17 protein-coding genes are annotated in these 15,618 nt (G+C 45.9%); 1 reads left to right on the top strand and 16 read right to left on the bottom strand.

Annotation, left to right across the window (positions count from 1 at the left end; translation table 11 throughout):
• Window positions 1–34: 34 nt before the first annotated feature.
• Window positions 35–544, top strand: coding sequence for a C39 family peptidase (locus BW952_RS07420; RefSeq protein ID WP_045851495.1), 510 nt, complete (start codon window positions 35–37; stop codon window positions 542–544).
• Between the two features lie 197 nt (window positions 545–741).
• On the opposite strand, the gene BW952_RS07415 is transcribed toward BW952_RS07420, so the two are convergent.
• The 16 genes from BW952_RS07415 to fadH all read right to left on the bottom strand — a co-directional run bounded on the left by BW952_RS07415 (window position 742) and on the right by fadH (window position 15,601).
• Entirely contained in the window at window positions 742–1,401 is a 660-nt protein-coding gene (locus tag BW952_RS07415) for a potassium channel family protein (RefSeq protein WP_045851496.1), read from the bottom strand.
• Window positions 1,402–1,476: 75 nt separating this feature from the next.
• Window positions 1,477–2,496 carry a cytochrome d ubiquinol oxidase subunit II gene (locus tag BW952_RS07410; RefSeq protein WP_045851497.1) on the bottom strand — a complete coding sequence of 340 codons (1,020 nt, stop codon included), beginning with the start codon at window positions 2,494–2,496 and terminating at the stop codon, window positions 1,477–1,479.
• 15 nt (window positions 2,497–2,511) lie between these two features.
• A complete protein-coding gene (locus BW952_RS07405) occupies window positions 2,512–3,849 on the bottom strand; it encodes a cytochrome ubiquinol oxidase subunit I (RefSeq protein WP_045851498.1) in 1,338 nt (445 codons plus the stop codon).
• Window positions 3,850–4,002: 153 nt separating this feature from the next.
• Window positions 4,003–4,458, bottom strand: a complete 456-nt coding sequence (locus BW952_RS07400) for a TlpA family protein disulfide reductase (RefSeq protein ID WP_045851499.1) — start codon at window positions 4,456–4,458, stop codon at window positions 4,003–4,005.
• Window positions 4,459–4,543: 85 nt separating this feature from the next.
• On the bottom strand, window positions 4,544–5,086 hold the full coding sequence (locus BW952_RS07395) for a peroxiredoxin (protein WP_045851551.1): 543 nt from the start codon (window positions 5,084–5,086) through the stop codon (window positions 4,544–4,546).
• A gap of 226 nt (window positions 5,087–5,312) precedes the next feature.
• Entirely contained in the window at window positions 5,313–6,434 is a 1,122-nt protein-coding gene (locus BW952_RS07390; RefSeq protein ID WP_045851500.1) for an N-acetyldiaminopimelate deacetylase, read from the bottom strand.
• A gap of 66 nt (window positions 6,435–6,500) precedes the next feature.
• The gene (gene dapD, locus BW952_RS07385) at window positions 6,501–7,205 is read right to left on the bottom strand and encodes a 2,3,4,5-tetrahydropyridine-2,6-dicarboxylate N-acetyltransferase (protein ID WP_045851552.1); all 705 of its coding nucleotides are present in this window, start codon (window positions 7,203–7,205) and stop codon (window positions 6,501–6,503) included.
• Window positions 7,206–7,274: 69 nt separating this feature from the next.
• Entirely contained in the window at window positions 7,275–8,165 is an 891-nt protein-coding gene (locus BW952_RS07380; protein WP_045851501.1) for a transcriptional regulator CcpC, read from the bottom strand.
• A 50-nt stretch (window positions 8,166–8,215) separates the two neighbouring features.
• Window positions 8,216–8,659: a cyclic-di-AMP-binding protein CbpB gene (cbpB, locus tag BW952_RS07375; RefSeq protein ID WP_045851502.1), complete on the bottom strand. Its 444-nt coding sequence runs from the start codon at window positions 8,657–8,659 to the stop codon at window positions 8,216–8,218.
• A 126-nt stretch (window positions 8,660–8,785) separates the two neighbouring features.
• A complete protein-coding gene (locus BW952_RS07370) occupies window positions 8,786–9,046 on the bottom strand; it encodes a YkuJ family protein (protein WP_045851503.1) in 261 nt (86 codons plus the stop codon).
• A gap of 128 nt (window positions 9,047–9,174) precedes the next feature.
• Window positions 9,175–9,396 carry a hypothetical protein gene (locus tag BW952_RS07365; RefSeq protein WP_045851504.1) on the bottom strand — a complete coding sequence of 74 codons (222 nt, stop codon included), beginning with the start codon at window positions 9,394–9,396 and terminating at the stop codon, window positions 9,175–9,177.
• A gap of 67 nt (window positions 9,397–9,463) precedes the next feature.
• Window positions 9,464–10,669, bottom strand: a complete 1,206-nt coding sequence (locus BW952_RS07360) for an EAL domain-containing protein (RefSeq protein ID WP_045851505.1) — start codon at window positions 10,667–10,669, stop codon at window positions 9,464–9,466.
• 125 nt (window positions 10,670–10,794) lie between these two features.
• Window positions 10,795–11,514, bottom strand: coding sequence for a trehalose operon repressor (gene treR, locus BW952_RS07355; protein WP_045851506.1), 720 nt, complete (start codon window positions 11,512–11,514; stop codon window positions 10,795–10,797).
• 80 nt (window positions 11,515–11,594) lie between these two features.
• On the bottom strand, window positions 11,595–13,256 hold the full coding sequence (gene treC / locus BW952_RS07350; protein ID WP_045851507.1) for an alpha,alpha-phosphotrehalase: 1,662 nt from the start codon (window positions 13,254–13,256) through the stop codon (window positions 11,595–11,597).
• Between the two features lie 42 nt (window positions 13,257–13,298).
• Complete coding sequence (treP, locus tag BW952_RS07345; RefSeq protein WP_045851508.1) at window positions 13,299–14,708, bottom strand: PTS system trehalose-specific EIIBC component; 1,410 nt, start codon at window positions 14,706–14,708, stop codon at window positions 13,299–13,301.
• A gap of 128 nt (window positions 14,709–14,836) precedes the next feature.
• Window positions 14,837–15,601 (bottom strand): 2,4-dienoyl-CoA reductase, encoded by a 765-nt coding sequence (gene fadH / locus BW952_RS07340; protein WP_045851509.1) that lies wholly within the window; start codon window positions 15,599–15,601, stop codon window positions 14,837–14,839.
• Between the last annotated feature and the right edge of the window lie 17 nt (window positions 15,602–15,618).

Raw genomic sequence — 15,618 nt, 5'->3', positions numbered from 1 at the left:
ACAGGGAGCGCTTTTTTTCACGGAGGCGATATGGATGATCAAGGTTAAAGGACAGTCACAATACGCCGAAACCGTCGATGAGCGCTACCGCCGCTCCGCCTGTGGCCCTGTGACCATCTCTGTCATATTACACTTCTGGAACAAGCCGCTTGACGCAAACGACCTTTACAAACAGTTGGGCACGACCAAAATCGGTTCCTTCCGCTTTTGGATGAGCCGCAAGTTAAAAAAACTGCTAGGCAGCGACTGGACGGTCAAGCCCTCTAATCGGATCGACGAAGTGCTTAACGAACTGGATTCCGGTCATCCGGTAGCTGCCAAGTTTGACCGGTATTTTACCCTTCGTTTCTTTTCAAAGCCCCGCTATAACTATCACTGGGTTGTACTTATCGGGTATGAAATAAAAGACGGCACCCTTTACCTGTACTATCACGACAACGGAGCACCCGGACGCAAAAGCAGCATCCAGCGTGTTTCATTTGAAGATCAAGCACCCTTTCTCCGCTTTTTGCTTTTGTCTCGAAAATATCCCCCTGCTTCATGATCATCATTTATCGCAGAGAAGGTGGGCTGCAAAACGAATTTACCGCCTTTTACGGCGCAATTATTGAGAATAAAGCGCAATTCATGCATAATTGCGCCGTTCTCCACAGAATTGCGCGCTAAATAAGTTTATTGCGCCGTCGCTGCACTCAAACAGACAGCCAGACGAAAAAACCCACCTCGGGTGGAGGCGGGTTTTTAATCGTTCATTTTCTTTTCAAAGCGGTCAATATCCTGATCCGCACCGATAATAATTAATATGTCATTTAATAAAATGGGCTCATCCGCCTGCGGTGACACGATGATTTCTTTCCCGCGCTTAATGGCGACGATATTAATGCCGTACCGGGCCCGGATGTCCAGGTCAATGAGCGTATTACCGGCAAGCGTATCATTTGCGATAATTTCCATGATCGAATGCTCATCGGATAATTCCAAATAATCCAGTACGTTATTCGAAACGATATTGTTCGCAATCCGCCGTCCCATATCCCTTTCAGGATGGACAACCTGGTCTGCTCCGATTTTCAACAGCACTTTTTCATGATAGTCATTTTGTGCTTTTGCCGTTACTTTTTTCACGCCTACTTCTTTTAACATGAGTGTCGTTAAAATGCTTGATTGAATATCGTCTCCGATCGCAACAATGACGTGGTCGAAGTTACGGATACCGAGGCTTTTCAGCACAGATTCGTCGGTGGTATCCGCCACAACAGCGTGCGAGGCAATCGAAGCAAACTCATTTACACGATCTTCGTCCATATCGATCGCCATGACCTCCATGCCCTGCTCACTCAGTTCGCGGCAAATACTGCTGCCGAATCGTCCCAGCCCAATCACGACAAATTCCTTTTTCATGTTCATTCCTCCGCTGCCAGCTTGTAATAGATGGTTCTGCTCTGACAGTTTATCACGAAAAGGACCGTTATGCTGTTATTTCTTTTTTCCTTTAACATAATCTGCATCAAACAAAAACAATCGCATCAGCAGGAACAGTGACGGGATGAGCAGCAGCAGCCCAAGAATAAAGACAACCACCAGCGCAAAAGCCATCGTTTCATTTGTCACATTCTCGTGCAAGGTAATATACGGATACAGAATGTACGGCAAATGCGAGGCCCCATAACCGAAAAAGGCAAAGAAAAATTGAAGCATGACCATAATAAAAGCAGTTCCGTACCGCTTCTCGATATAAATAAACCAGGAAGCAAATCCGAAGCAGACAAGAGATAAACCAAACATCCACCAGTAGTCCGTGACCGCTTTATCATAATGCTGCGGATTGTGCATCTGAAGTGACATAAAGACGAGCAGGCTGGCGACAATCGTCGGCATGCTCCAAAAAAGAGCAAATTGACGAAGCGTTTTTCGCGCTTGCTGGTCATCGGCACGGTCAGCGTAATACGTTAAAAATGTTGCACTAATAAACAAAACGGAGACGATTGATAAAAATACAACGCTCCAGGAATAAGGACTCGTGAAAAGCTCCTTCGCCAGGAAAACGACATTCCCGTCTACTTCATCGAGGAAGCCCCCCTCAGAAATCGTCAGTGCCGTTGACAATGACGCAGGAATGAGAAGACCCGTGGCTCCGTATAAAAACAAGTAAAAGGTATTTTCACGAGAACCATAATTGTTAAAGGCATAAAATGAGCCTCGAATCGCAATTAAAATGATGGCTACGCTGCCAGGAACCAGCAGCGCTGTACCATAGTAGTACGCAGTCGCTGGAAAGAACCCAACAATTCCAACGAAAAAGAAAACGAAAAAGACATTCGTCACTTCCCATACCGGTGACAGATAGCGGGAAATGAGATCATTGATGAGATGGTCCTTTTTTTTGATTCGTGCATAAAAAGCAAAGAATCCAGCACCAAAATCAATGGACGCAACAATCAAATACCCGTACAAGAACGTCCATAGAACGGTTATGCCAATCAATTCATAGCTCATGATTCACTCTCCCCCTTATCCCCGGTTTGGAAACCGTTTTTCAAGCTCTGCTTCTGCTGGTGAATTTTTAAACATTCTAATCAGCACAATGACAGCCATGACTCCGAGTACGAGGTAAAGCACCGCAAACATGGCAAACGTAAGTCCCACACTGTTGCTGGTCGTGGCGGCTTCTGCCACCTTCATATAACCGCGTAAAATCCATGGCTGACGCCCTACCTCAGCAAGTATCCAGCCCGCTTCAATCGCGACCATCGACAACGGACCTGACGCTAATATCGCAAGCAGCAGCGGCTTGTTGAATGCATTCCACTTTTTCACTCTGTCTATTAAAACAAAAAGCATCGTGACCGCCATGACGAACATGCCGATGCTGACCATTGTGTCGAACATATAGTGAATCCACAACGGCGGACGCTCATCCTCCGGTGTTTCATTTAAACCGATTACTTCTGTTTGAAACGAGTTGCCGGCTAAAAAGCTCAACAGCTTAGGCACACGGATTTCATTTTCAACCTCACCGGTTTCTTCATTAATAGTCCCGAAGAAAATAAGATCTGCCTCCGTTTCTGTTTCAAAATGCCATTCTGCTGCCGCTAATTTTTCTGGCTGTTCCTCTGCTAAAAATTTGGCGGAAACGTCACCAGCGACAGCAGTTAAAATCGAGAAAATAAAGGTACACGCAACCGTCAGGCGAAGCGCTTTTTTCTCATATTCACCGCCGCGCCCTTTTAAAATCGCAAATGCCGCTATCGCAGCTAAAATGGCAGCAGATGTCATGTAAGAGGTCGTCACAACGTGAAACACCTTTGAAGGGGTTGCCGGATTCAGCATAGCAGCAATTGGATCAATATTGATCATTTCGCCATTTTTCAGCTCAAATCCTTGCGGCGTATTCATGAAGGCGTTCACCGTTGTAATAAACAGGGCGGACGCAGACGATCCGATCATGACCGGAATCGTCAAAAGCCAGTGTGTCCATTTTCCTTTGAACCGGTCCCATGTGTACAAGTAAATGCCGAGAAAAATCGCTTCAAAGAAAAAAGCAAATGTTTCCATGAACAGCGGCAGGGCAATTACCTGCCCGGCCACTTCCATAAAGCTCGGCCACAATAAAGAAAGCTGAAGTCCAATAGCCGTCCCGGTTACAACACCAACCGCTACAGTAATTGTATAGCCGCGTGCCCATCGTCTGGCAAGCAGTAAATAATAAGGATCATTTCGTTTTATGCCAATAAACTCGGCAATCGCGATCATAATCGGAATACCGACACCGACTGTGGCGAAAATAATATGAAACATTAACGTCATTGTTGTCAGCAGACGGCTGAGCATGACACCATCCAGTTCCATTCTGTCGACCTCCTTTTTTCGCTTCTCACTATTTATATGTTACCCGTATTGTAAACCTTCTACCGCCACAAATCCATAAAGGGTGTATGACGATTTTGTGACAAATTTCACAAACTTTTTCAAAGAAAAACCGGCGAATGCCGGCCGGGTTCCTTATTCCGCTTTTGCTGTTTCATCCAGCACGCGGTTTACACGCTTTTCAAGCATTTTCATGCCGCTGCCGCCTGCCTGGAAATGGCGAAGCTGGCCTTCTTTATCAAATACATAATAAGCAGGAACATATTGATTTTCAAACGCTTCTGTCAGCTTATGCTCGCTGTCGACAAAAATCGGCTGTGTAATTTCATGCTCAGCTGCCACAGACTTGATTTGATCCAGATTTAAATCATCTTCTGAACGCGGCATATGCACAGCTACAACATTTAGTTTATCTTTGTACTCATCACGGAATTTATTTACGCTCGGCATTGCTTCTTTACAAAGGTGGCAGCTCACCGACCAAAAATGAACAAGTGTCGGTTTCTCGCCCACTAGATCACTTTTTGCTAATTCTCCGTTCAGCCATTCGGTTGCGCCAGAAAGTTCAGGCATTTGATCTCGTAACTTCATGAATGAATTCGCTCCTTTTTCTATATATAGACGCATCAGGACCTAACGCGATGTTAGGCCCCGATGATCAAGTCATGTATTAAAATTAAAGAGTTGTTTGGCCTGGTTTCCAGTTTGCCGGGCAAAGTCCGCCTGTTTGAAGGGCTTGAAGCACACGTAGTGTTTCATCCACATCACGGCCGATGTTGTTATGGTTGACAACCTGGTATTGAAGCTCGCCTTCAGGGTTGATAATGAACAAGCCGCGAAGCGCTACTCCTTCTTCTTCAATTAGAACACCGTAGTCGCGTGATACGATGTGGTTCGTATCTGCAGCAATTGGGTAGTTCAAATCGCCAAGGCCGTTATCTTTACGGTCTGTTTTAATCCAAGCAAGGTGAGTATGGATTGTATCTGTTGATACACCGATTACTTCCGCATCAAGATCTTCGAATTCTTCGTAGCGGTCAGAAAGAGCTGTAATCTCTGTCGGGCATACGAAAGTGAAGTCCATTGGATAGAAGAAAAGAACAGTCCATTTGTCGTTTTTCATGTTTTCTTCAAGACTTACTTTACCGAATTCTTTGTTTGCAAGTACTGCTTCCATTTCAAAGCGTGGTGCTTGTTTGCCTACCATACGTTCTGCCATGAATAAAAAACCTCCAAAATTTTGTTTTAATTGAGAAAGCCACTTCAAATTCTCAGCTGCTTTCTTATCACAGTGATCATTATAGGCGTTCCCCATCAATATGTCAACTTCTTATTATAATAATTTTAAACAAGAAGTCATTATTTAAAACGACCAATACTCGTTCAGCTGCCTCTTCAGTTTACCACGTTTCAAGGTCCCCGCAAAATGATACGCTTCTTGAATGCTATCTGCTGCCCAGATGAGTGAAATAACGGTTGATAAAGGAAATTGCCGTTTCGATTGCTTTCTCATCCGGCGTTAATTTCGCGTGGTGAAGACCGTAGTCTGATCCGACTCCGAGCCAAAACATGAGACCTGGAATTTCTTTCAGCATAAAACCGAAATCTTCTCCGGTCATCGCTTCTCTGGACTGAACAAACTGAATATCCGGCTGCTGCGTCGCAAATTGAACAAAGCGCCCGGTTACTTCCGGGTCGTTAAAAACCTGATAATAACCGCTGCCGCAATCAATTTCGGTTTCACAGTCAAACGCTGTTTCAATGCCTTTGAGCAGCGCCTGAACGCGCACCTTCGCTTTTTCCATTGCCTCTGGAGAAAGAGTGCGAATCGTGCCTTCAAGCCTTGCATGGTCCGCGATCACGTTTTGCACGGTGCCGGCTGTCATTTTGCCCACTGTGACGACAGCACTGTCGAGCGGGTCTACGTTTCTTGACACAATCGACTGAAGCTGTGTGATAAAGTATGAAGCCGCCACCACCATATCCTTTGTTTCATGCGGATACGCTGCATGTCCGCCTTTGCCGCGAATATCAATAAACAGCTCTGACGTATTGGCAAACAAGAGTCCCGGCTTTGTGGCAATCGTTCCCGCCGGGTGCTCCGGGGCAATGTGCAGCGCATAGATTTCATCCGGCATCCATTCACGGAACTCCGGCGATGCCATCATTGGCTCCGCACCGCCAGGCCCTTCTTCTGCCGGCTGGAAGATAAACAGGAAGTGATCGTCAGCTGGATTCGAGGCGAAATGAGTCACGACGCCAAGCGCAATGCTCATATGCAAATCGTGGCCACACGCATGCATCCGTCCTTCATGAGTCGAAGCAAACGGGAGCCCTGTTTGTTCTGCGATCGGCAGCCCGTCGATATCGGTACGCCATCCAATCGTTTTGGACGGATTCCGACCGTTTATTTTGACAAGAATGCCGGTCCGCCATGTTTTGATTTCCATCCGCTCCTGCGGAAGTGATTGTAAATACCCGAGTAAATAAGCCTGTGTTTTAAATTCCTGAAAACCGAGCTCCGGAATTTGATGCAGATCGCGTCGGATTGCTGTAAATTGGCTCATGATTCTCCTCCTCTTTCGAAAAAAGACGCGCGAGCAGCTGCCCACGCGTCCCTGCGGTTCCCGCTCTTACAGCTTGCGGAGTTCCTGCATGATTTCTGTTTTTGATTTTGTTTTGTCATCAATCTGCTTGATCACACGTGCCGGTGCACCGACAGCTACTGAGAACGGAGGAATGTCTTCTGTGACAATCGCACCCGCTGCAATAACAGATCCTTCACCGATCCGGCAGCCTTCAAGTACCACTGCATTCGCGCCGATCAGAACGTTATCTTCAAGCACTACCGGTGAAGCAGATGGCGGCTCGATTACGCCGGCCAGAACAGCACCCGCACCTACGTGGCAGTTCTTCCCTGTTGTTGCACGGCCGCCAAGAACCGCGTTCATATCGATCATTGTGCCTTCTCCGATTACAGCGCCGATGTTAATTGAGGCACCCATCATGATCACTGCGTTGTCGCCAATTTCAACCTGGTCGCGAATCACAACGCCCGGCTCGATGCGCGCTTTAATGTTTTTCAAGTCAAGCAGCGGAATCGCTGAATTGCGGCGGTCGTTTTCCACTACGTAGTCTGTGATTTTATCGCTATTTTGCTCAAGTGCTTCTGATACTTCTGCCCATTCACCAAAAACGACAACTGAAGAGCCATCGCCAAATACTTTTGCGGAAGCGCCAAAGTTAATGCCTTTCACGTCTCCGTTTACGTATACTTTCACAGGTGTTGATTTTGTGCTGTTGCTAATAAAAGCAATAATTTCGTGTGCATCCATCATTTTTGTCACTATGTATTCCTCCTGAAAATCTCTATTTTCTGCCTTTACTTTATCAAAGCGCCGTCATTTTCACAAGCGATTTTCTTTCGCTGTGTCCATAAAAAGCTGAACGGTTTCCAAAAACGCCTGGACCTGACGCAGCTCAAACGACGTGTCATAGCCAAGGAGCCATGTATCCCGCCGCATCGGCTGGCCGTCGCGGTCGAGCAGCGGAATTTTAAACAGCTCCTGATCCTCGCCAGTCAGTGTAATAGCCGGCAAGATGGCGTAGCCGAGCCCGTTCAAAGCCAATTGACGGCATGTTTCGATTTGATCGACCACAATCGACCGTTTCGGTGCCATTTGAAAGCGGTTATGCCACCATTCCTGAATTTCCTGGTCATAGTTTGAATCGCTTTTAAATTGAATAAAAGGCTTTTCAGTTGAAAGAACGTCTTCAATGTTTTGAATGTCTTTATCCACTAAATACAAAGGATCTTCAAATAAATGAACTTTTCGTCCTTTCCATTCAGGAGTGCCCCGAATAATGCCGATATGAACCTCTCCTTCATATAAAGCCTTGACAATTTCACTGCTCCAGCCAGTAATCAGCTGAATTTTCGCATGAGGGTATCGTTCAATAAACAGCTTCAGCACCTTTGGCAGCCAGTTTTGGCCAACAATCGCCGCACAGGCAATTTTTAATGTACCATGCACTTGAGGCTCCAATAATTGCAGCTCTTCCAGCAGGCGCTCTTTTTTTTCAAGCGTTTCCTTTGCATAGTTCACAATCATTTCACCTGATGGCGTCAGCGAAAGCCCTTTTGTGGAGCGGTTAAAAATCTTGACTGCCCACTCTTTTTCAATGCTCTGCAAACGCTGAGAAAGAGCCGGCTGGGAAACAAAAAGGCGTTCCGCTGCTTTTCGCATATTCATTTCTTCTGCCAGCACCGTTAACAGCTGAAATTCCGAAAAAGACACCTCATTCATCCCCTTTCTCATAAAAAAAAGACCCGCCGCTTGGCGGATCTTTACTCATTCAGCTGATCCACGTAATAATTCAGCTGCTTTAAAATAACCCGTCTCGTCAGGATTCCTTCAAAGTGGCCTTCCTGGTCTGTTACACATAAAAACGGATGGTTGATCAGCAAGCCGAGTGCTTTGCGAAAGTGATCCTTCACCGTCAGGCTCGGTTTATCAACAGCCATGACATCTTCCACTTTCAATTCTTCCAGCCGCTCAAACTCCACCCGTTCAAGACCCAGCAAGGCTTCGGTAATCATCGGTATGCTGATCAGCCCTTCCAGCCGGTATTTTGTATCAAGTACCGGTATAGCTGTGTAACCGCTTTTTGTCAATACGAGAAGGGCATGCTCCAGGCTGTTTCCCCGTTGTACAAAAGCAACCTTTTCTCCTGGGATAATGTAATCCATTATATTCGTTTGCAGAACATCTTTGTTTTCAAAGGAAATCATTGATTATCTCCCTTTTCTTTTTGTAAGCGCTTTACCACATATCCATTATAGCAAAGCCTTCACTCTCTATGCCAGAAAGACGAGCCGATCTTTCAAAAAAAGATCTGGCTCAAGCACACCGCCTTATTAACCCAGTGCTTCTTGCTTTGCTTCCTGGAGAAGTTCAAAAATTTCAATCGCTGTCATATCAATATCATCAAAAGGGTATTTGCTGCCTTTACCATCCTTGTCGTACACTTCTAATTCAAATGTATCTTTGTTCGGAAAATATTTTACCTGGCAAAGCGTTTTGCCATTCAATTCAAAAAGGCGCTGCTGTACTTCCCCCTGCTCTCCGCCCTCCTGCAATGACTTTAAACGCTGTACGATTCCAACTAACTGTGACATATATTGTCGACCCCTTCCAATTCATTATCCTTTAAGTAAGCACAAGAAATATACCACACATCCCTTGTATAATCCAACATTTTCACCCGTTTTTTCTGTTCAGAGACGATAAAAAAAAGACGCTGAATTCAGCGTCCGCTCATCCAAACGACGGCAATCACTCCTAAAAAAACGACAAAAGCCGCCACGTACACCCAAATGATCGGATTTAATGCATATGGATGATGCTGAACAGGACCGGAATTGTCACCGTCCCTTTGTCCATATGCACCTGATCGTTTCATAATGGCTGCCGTCCATACAGCTCCACCAATTAAAATAACAGCAGCTACCGTGATCCACATCATCATGTAACAGCATCCCCTTTTTTCCATACAGGATGCTGTCATTATGACCAGGATGCGCTATTTTCATACATTAATAAAGCAGGTTGTCCTGGTCATATAAATACTCGTACGGAATATCAAAAAACAGATATTCCCGCTCATTCACCGGATACGAAAACGTTCGAATGGTTTCGCCTGTTTCAATGTCATTGTACAAATCAGAAATAAGGCCGCCGCCATTTTTATTCATACGGACGATGTTTTCTAAAAAGTATGGGCGCCAGCTCCAGTTTTTATCCAAATACTCCGGCTGAAAAATCCATTGGCCTTCTTTTTTAAAATAGTTAGGCGTTAATTCAAAGCCGTTTTCATCACAAATATACAGCCGGAAGCACATCTCATCAAACTGCCTAGCAATCTCTTCCAAAAGCTTTTCTTTTGGAATGGATCTCGATTTGGCGATGATCGCTCCCAGACCGGATTCAAGCTGTCCTGCAAGGGCGTATACACTGCTGAGCGCTTTTTTTTCATATGAAATAAACCGGCTGCACTTTTCGCGCAGCATCTCTTTCATGCCATCCGGGTCCGCAAATTCCGGCTCCGGCTGGGCTAAATAAAATCCCTGGTAATACCGGCCGCCGTTTTTCCACGCGTATTGAAGCTGGTACTCCGCCTCCACCGTTTCGAACAGCAGGGAAGCACCGATTTTACGGGCAAACATCGAAAGAGAATAGACAATATTTTTATAAGACTGGTCACTGGCATCCTTACGGAGAGCCCGCAGGCTTATCTTTAAAATGTCCGGTGACGAGCCGGCGAAATGCCGGATGTCTCCATCTACTTCTCCTATGTGATCAACCGCCAGACGAATGCCAAGCGTTTTGTAATACCGCAGGACATTTTCAAGCGATTTGCTGTAGTCTGCTTCTGATATTTCCAGTACAATCTGCTCAAGCTTCAGCCCTTTATCCGCATATTCGTCTAAGATCGCCAAAAATGATTCACCGTAATCTTCAAGCAAACCGGCGGCTTTCCGATTGATAAACAGCAGTTCCGGACGCTTCTCTTTTGTAAAAGCGTCTAAAGCTTTTCTGACGATCACATCTTCCACTTCGCGACGGTAATCATCGGGCGTATCCTGATCATGAAAAAAATGACCGAGACTTTCAGCTTTCTCCTCTTGTATGTAACGTCCTAGTACTTCATATCCTATAATTTTATGTTCATCGGCACTAAAAATCGGCTGATAATAGGGCACGATACGATCGAGATTGCTCATAATTTCTAAAGCATCCATGAATAAACCTCCTGTTCCGTCAACTCATTTCCCCTGCAGCAACGGATGATCTTTCACTTTATTATACATAACTTTGACTCATAATGCTTTTAATTAGAAGAAGCCCGCCACAGGGTTGCGGCAGGCTACTTCATGTGACGGCGGGCAAAATCGACGAAACGGAATTTATCAGGACGATGCCGGGATTCTGTATATTGAAAAAGACTGGCATCCTCTAAATACACATAATTCCGAACGACAACAACATGTGAAAATCCGTTTAAATCCAGCAAGCTCTTATCTTCTTCTGTACAAGGTTCAACCGTAATTTCTTTTTTGGCAAAGCTGATGATTAACCCAAGCTCCTGCTCAATGTACGCATATATAGACTGCTCACAGATCGCTTCCGTTAAATTCGGAATGTGTTTTTTCAATAAATAATCTTTGTCTAATATGACTCGTTCACCGTCAAATGTACGCGTCCGGATCACTTTCCAAATCTCTTCCTTTGCACTGCACTGCAGCTGGTGCTGCAAATATGGCTCCGGTTGAATTAAGCCAAACCCTACAACGTGCGTCCAAATGTCGCTGCTCATTTGATCAGCTAACTCTTTAAAGCTGACGAGCCCTGAAATCGGAAAGCTTGCCCGGTTCGTATCCAGTACAACGGATCCTTTGCCGCGCAGCTTTTGAATGTAGCCGTTTTGCGAAAGAAGCGTCAATGCCTTTCGAATGGTTTCACGCGACGTTTCATAATGAGCTGAAAGATCGTGCTCAGAAGGGATTAATTCACCCGGCTGGAACGAACCATCCTTTATTTGAGCAGCCAATTCTTCGTAAATGTATTTATACTTGTTTTTTTTCATCCTAGTTCACCTGCAAATGTCATTCTTTCCACTATACCACAAGTTAGGCCATGCCTGTTCCTAAAATGTGCAAGAATGCATTAATTGAACAAGCGGTAAACAACACTTTCATAAGGCGCCATCATTCGGTCAGCAAGCTGCTCCGGCGTGTTGTCATCATTTGACAGGACAATCTCTGCATTCATTCCTTTGAATTCGGCTGGCACGCTGAGAACCGCAGGAGACTCGAAAAAGTTATGGATCGCGAGCCATTTTTCCTCCCCGAGCTCCCGGACATACATGAACAAGGAAGGATCTTGCTCCAACAGCAGGCGGAAGCTTCCTTCGCGCATAACCATTTCCTTTTTTCTTAACTGAATCAGCTTTTGATAATGCTTAAAAATCGACTCTTTTTCTTTTCGAGCGGCTTCTGCATTGATTTCACGGTAATTCGCTGCCGGTTGAATCCAAGGTGTTCCAGTGGTGAATCCGGCGTTTTCCTCTGCATTCCACTGAACAGGCGTCCGGCTGTTATCCCGTGACTTCTGCTTTAAGATCGCCAGAATGTCGGCCTCCGGTACACCGCGCTCCTTAAATTCGCTGTACATATTGAGTGATTCCACATCACGATACTGATCAATCTGGTTAAAATCCGGGTTTGTCATGCCAAACTCTTCTCCTTGATAAATATACGGCGTTCCTTTCATAAAGTGGATGACGTTGGCGAGCATTTTCGCTGACTTTACCCGGTACTCCACGTCCTGACCGTACCGGCTGACGATTCGAGGCTGATCGTGGTTGCACCAGAACAGCGCATTCCAGCCTCCGCCTTGATCCATTTCCTGCTGCCATCTGGCCATCACGTCCTTCAGCCATAAAAAATCAAATGGCGCCGCTGTCCATTTTTCACCGTTAGGATAATCTGCTTTTAAATGATGAAAATTAAATGTCATGGCCAGCTCATGAGAGTCGGGATGCGAATAACGGATGCAGTGCTCGATGCTCGTCGAAGACATCTCGCCAACCGTTAATAATTCATAGTTGGAAAACACTTCATCGTTCATTTCCTTTAAAAACTCGTGCACACGGGGGCCGTCCGTGTAAAAACGGCGTCCGTCTCCTTTAAAATCATCTGGAAACGTCTGGTCTTTTGAAATTAAATTGATAACGTCCAGTCGAAATCCATCAATGCCTTTTTGCAGCCAGAAATGCATCATGTTATACAGCTCTTTCCGCATCTCCTCGTTTTCCCAGTTCAAGTCTGCCTGCGTCCGGTCAAACAAATGCAAATAATATTGACCGCTTTCTTCGTCATACGCCCAGGCGGAGCCGCCAAACTTTGACTTCCAGTTGTTCGGTGGCCCTCCGTCGACACCATCTTTCCAAATGTAATAATTCCGGTAAGGGGAATCCGGGTTTTTCGCCTGCTGAAACCATTCGTGGTCAGTTGACGTATGGTTAACAACGAGATCCATCACGAGCTTCATGCCACGTGCATGAACTTCAGATAGAAGCCTCTCCACATCCTCCATCGTTCCGTAATCAGGGTTTACCGCATAATAATCGCTTATGTCGTAGCCGTTATCGTGCTGAGGCGATGCGTAAATAGGCGTCAGCCACAGCACGTCCACTCCCAGCTCGTTCAAGTAATCAAGCTTCTCAATGATGCCGGGGATGTCCCCCATTCCATTGCCCGTCGTATCACTAAAGCTTTTTGGGTAAATTTGATAGACGACACTTTTTTTCCACCATGGTTCGTTCATTGTTTACGCCTCCTAAAAGAAAAAAAGGGCAAAGTGCGCCCTTTATTTTTGTTTTGCAAATTTTGAAAAGACAAATGTCAGTATAACGGGCAGTACAAGAACGATGACCATGCCAATCAGGAATGACGTCATCCCCTCGCTAATGACCAGGAAGCCAGGAATTCCGCCAACTCCAATTGTGCTTGCCAGTACACCGTTCACGGAGATAAACATACCGGCAATGGCCGAACTGATCATGGCAGCCGCAAAGGCGTACCGGAAGCGAAGGTTAACCCCGAACATAGCCGGCTCCGTCACCCCGAGAAAGGCGGAAAGCGCAGATGTGTAGGACAAGCCCTTCAGCCGCTCTTCCTTAGACAAAAAGCCAATCGTCAACGCAGCCGCACCCTGTGCAATATTGGAAAGTGCCAGCATCGGCCATAAAAAGGTTCCGCCAAGCTGTGAACCGACCAGCTGTAAATCAACAGCCAGGAACGTGTGGTGCATCCCTGTAATAACGAGCAGGCTGTACAGCCCGCCATAAAGGAGCCCGCCGAGAACCGGCACCGTATCAAAAATGTAAATAACGCTGTCTGTGATGGCATTGCCGACGATAAACATAACCGGGCCGATCAAAATAAAAGCAGCGAATCCTGTGATCAGCAAAGCAACAGGCGCAACAACCAAAAGCTGAATGCCTTCCGGAACACGCTTTGTCAAAAACACTTCAATCTTGGCCAGTAAGTAAGAAGCAAACAAGACCGGCAGCACCTGTCCCTGATAGCCGATTTTTTCAACGGTGATGCCAAGAATATTCCAGGTTGGAATTTCTCCTGCTTCCTCCGCAGCTCCATACGACCATGCATTTAATAAGTCTGGGTGAACGAGAATCAAACCGAGCACGATGCCGAGCAGCGGGCTTCCTCCAAAGCGCTTTACAGCTGACCAGCCAATCAGTGCCGGCAAGAAGGTAAAGGCTGTATTCGCGATCAAGTTAATAATGCTCGCAATATCCGCCCATTGCGGATACCGTTCAACTAACGATTCCTCAAAGAAAATGCCTTGTCCGGTTAAAATATTATTGAGCCCTAAAAGCAAACCCGCGGTTACAATGGCTGGCAAAATGGGTATAAAAATATCAGCCAGCGTTTTTATGGCACGCTGCAGTGGATTTAAATTGGATTCAGACGCTTTTTTCACATCATCTTTTGACGCTTCTCCAATTCCAGTTTCGTCGACAAGATCTTGATACACCTTGTTAACCGTTCCCTGTCCGATGACAACCTGATATTGTCCGTTGGCCGAAAACGACCCTTTGACAACATCAATTTCTTCCAGCTTTTTCTCATCTACTTTGCTTTCATCCTTTAATGCAAACCGGAGCCGTGTGACACAATGTGTAGCCGCTTCAATATTCTCTTTTCCTCCAACCGCTTCAACAATTTGTGAAGCCTGCTTTGAATACGCTCCCATTTAAGATCCCTCCAAACTTGTATATACATCTTAATGTCACTTTATCACTTGTATATACAGGGTGTCAACGAAAAAGAAAGCGATAACAAAAAAAACAGCGGGAATCCACTGTTTTTTTTGACAGTCTATTAAAATGGAAAGCGGTTCAGCCACTGGCCTCCGTCCATCGTAATGCATTCTCCGTTAATGTACGCCGCTTCATCTGAGGACAAATAAAAAGCAAGGCCTGCAATTTCTTCTGGTGTACCGAGCCGGTGCAGCGGCACGCTGTTGATGGTCCTTTGAGCTGCTTCATCTGATTCCCACAGCTTGTCCGCTCCCCCGGTCCGTTCAATTGGACCTGGTGCGATCGCGTTCACACGAATTCCATATTGATGCCCCCACTCTACCGCTAGTGTACGAGTCAGGGAAAGCACACCTGCTTTTGCTGCAGCCGAATGTGCTACCCCGGCACCCGCATTCCAGGCATACGTTGCCACCATGTTAATGATAGAGCCCTTTTTCTCATGCTCAATCCAGTAATGGCCGGCTGCCTGGGAGCAGTAAAACGTGCCATTCAGTACAATATCGATAACAGCATTCCATCCATTGGGGGTCAGCTTTTCAGCCGGACAAATAAAATTCCCAGCTGCATTGTTGATCAATACGTCTATTCCGCCAAAAACCTCAGCCGCTTTATTAATGAGCCCGACCGCTTCTTCTGGCTTCCGGACATCCATCACGTGCGTAAGAAACCGCTCGGAGTCCTGTGCGATTTCTATTTTTGCTGCAGCCAGCTTTTCTTCGTTTCTGCCACAAATCAGCACGTTTGCTCCTTCATCGAAAAATCGCTTCGTCATATATTTCCCCATGCCGCTTGATCCGCCTGTAACAATCACTGTTTTTCCTTTCATCCTTTTCCCTCCTTAAT

This window comes from Domibacillus enclensis, from assembly GCF_900156125.1.
GTDB lineage: Bacteria > Bacillota > Bacilli > Bacillales > Domibacillaceae > Domibacillus > Domibacillus enclensis.
Note: the sequence above shows the minus strand (reverse complement) of the source record. Positions and strands in the feature narration are given on the sequence as shown.

What these genes read in the sequence shown, in the direction of transcription:
- BW952_RS07360 (WP_045851505.1), bottom strand. Translation starts at nt 10,669, where the DNA reads ATGGATGCTTTAGAAATTATGAGCAATCTCGATCGTATCGTGCCCTAT.
- BW952_RS07395 (WP_045851551.1), bottom strand. Translation starts at nt 5,086, where the DNA reads ATGGCAGAACGTATGGTAGGCAAACAAGCACCACGCTTTGAAATGGAA.
- BW952_RS07365 (WP_045851504.1), bottom strand. Translation starts at nt 9,396, where the DNA reads ATGATGATGTGGATCACGGTAGCTGCTGTTATTTTAATTGGTGGAGCT.
- BW952_RS07420 (WP_045851495.1), top strand. Translation starts at nt 35, where the DNA reads ATGATCAAGGTTAAAGGACAGTCACAATACGCCGAAACCGTCGATGAG.
- treP (WP_045851508.1), bottom strand. Translation starts at nt 14,708, where the DNA reads ATGGGAGCGTATTCAAAGCAGGCTTCACAAATTGTTGAAGCGGTTGGA.
- BW952_RS07370 (WP_045851503.1), bottom strand. Translation starts at nt 9,046, where the DNA reads ATGTCACAGTTAGTTGGAATCGTACAGCGTTTAAAGTCATTGCAGGAG.
- cbpB (WP_045851502.1), bottom strand. Translation starts at nt 8,659, where the DNA reads ATGATTTCCTTTGAAAACAAAGATGTTCTGCAAACGAATATAATGGAT.
- dapD (WP_045851552.1), bottom strand. Translation starts at nt 7,205, where the DNA reads ATGATGGATGCACACGAAATTATTGCTTTTATTAGCAACAGCACAAAA.
- fadH (WP_045851509.1), bottom strand. Translation starts at nt 15,601, where the DNA reads ATGAAAGGAAAAACAGTGATTGTTACAGGCGGATCAAGCGGCATGGGG.
- BW952_RS07400 (WP_045851499.1), bottom strand. Translation starts at nt 4,458, where the DNA reads ATGAAGTTACGAGATCAAATGCCTGAACTTTCTGGCGCAACCGAATGG.
- treR (WP_045851506.1), bottom strand. Translation starts at nt 11,514, where the DNA reads ATGAAAAAAAACAAGTATAAATACATTTACGAAGAATTGGCTGCTCAA.
- treC (WP_045851507.1), bottom strand. Translation starts at nt 13,256, where the DNA reads ATGAACGAACCATGGTGGAAAAAAAGTGTCGTCTATCAAATTTACCCA.
- BW952_RS07415 (WP_045851496.1), bottom strand. Translation starts at nt 1,401, where the DNA reads ATGAAAAAGGAATTTGTCGTGATTGGGCTGGGACGATTCGGCAGCAGT.
- BW952_RS07390 (WP_045851500.1), bottom strand. Translation starts at nt 6,434, where the DNA reads ATGAGCCAATTTACAGCAATCCGACGCGATCTGCATCAAATTCCGGAG.
- BW952_RS07405 (WP_045851498.1), bottom strand. Translation starts at nt 3,849, where the DNA reads ATGGAACTGGATGGTGTCATGCTCAGCCGTCTGCTGACAACAATGACG.
- BW952_RS07410 (WP_045851497.1), bottom strand. Translation starts at nt 2,496, where the DNA reads ATGAGCTATGAATTGATTGGCATAACCGTTCTATGGACGTTCTTGTAC.